Genomic DNA, 554 nt, shown 5'->3' on the forward strand with positions numbered 1-554 from the left:
CCCCCGCACCCGTGCCGGCTACGCGGAGATGCTGGCGGCGCGGGTCGCCGGGGCGGAGCCATCCGAGGGGACCGACGGGACGGCCGCCGGAGAGGGCCTGCCCTTCGATGAGCGGCTGATGGTGGGCCTGCGCTGCAGGGAGGGGGTGAACCTGGAGCGCCTCGCCCGCCAGGAGCGCCTGGCGCCCTCGCTCCTCGACGGGCTGCGGCGACGGCTCGGGGACTACGAGCGGCGCGGCCTGCTGCGCGTCGAGGGCCCGCGCTGGCGCCTGGCGGATCCGGAGGGGCTGGCCCTCAGCAATGGGGTGCTGCGGGAGATGCTGGCCTGGTGGCAGGAGCTGGAACGGCCCTCGCCCCAGGCGCACCTGGCCCCTGTTCCCTGACCCAGCGGCCCAGCACCTCCACCGCCAGGGCCCGGCCCTGCATCAGGGGCGGGCTGAAGGGGGGCTGGCGGGCCGTGAGCCCCAGCAGGTCGGCCGTCACCCGCACCTGGCCGTCGCAGCCGTCCCCGGCGCCGATGCCGATCACCGGCACCGCCAGGGCGGCGCTCAGCTC

General features: G+C 77.4%; 1 protein-coding gene and 1 pseudogene. One reads left to right on the forward strand and one right to left on the reverse strand.

Going from position 1 to position 554, the window contains the following annotated elements; genetic code table 11:
- Nucleotides 1-382 (forward strand): annotated as a pseudogene (locus tag VB737_RS07545) (radical SAM protein); the annotation flags it as partial.
- On the opposite strand, the gene VB737_RS07550 reads toward VB737_RS07545, so the two are convergent.
- A partial coding sequence (locus VB737_RS07550; RefSeq protein ID WP_500312290.1) for a 3-methyl-2-oxobutanoate hydroxymethyltransferase occupies nt 294-554 on the reverse strand: 261 nt, incomplete at its 5' end. The pseudogene VB737_RS07545 and the gene VB737_RS07550 overlap by 89 nt on opposite strands.

Source organism: Synechococcus sp. BA-120 BA3 (assembly GCF_034931285.1).
Lineage (GTDB): Bacteria > Cyanobacteriota > Cyanobacteriia > PCC-6307 > Cyanobiaceae > Cyanobium.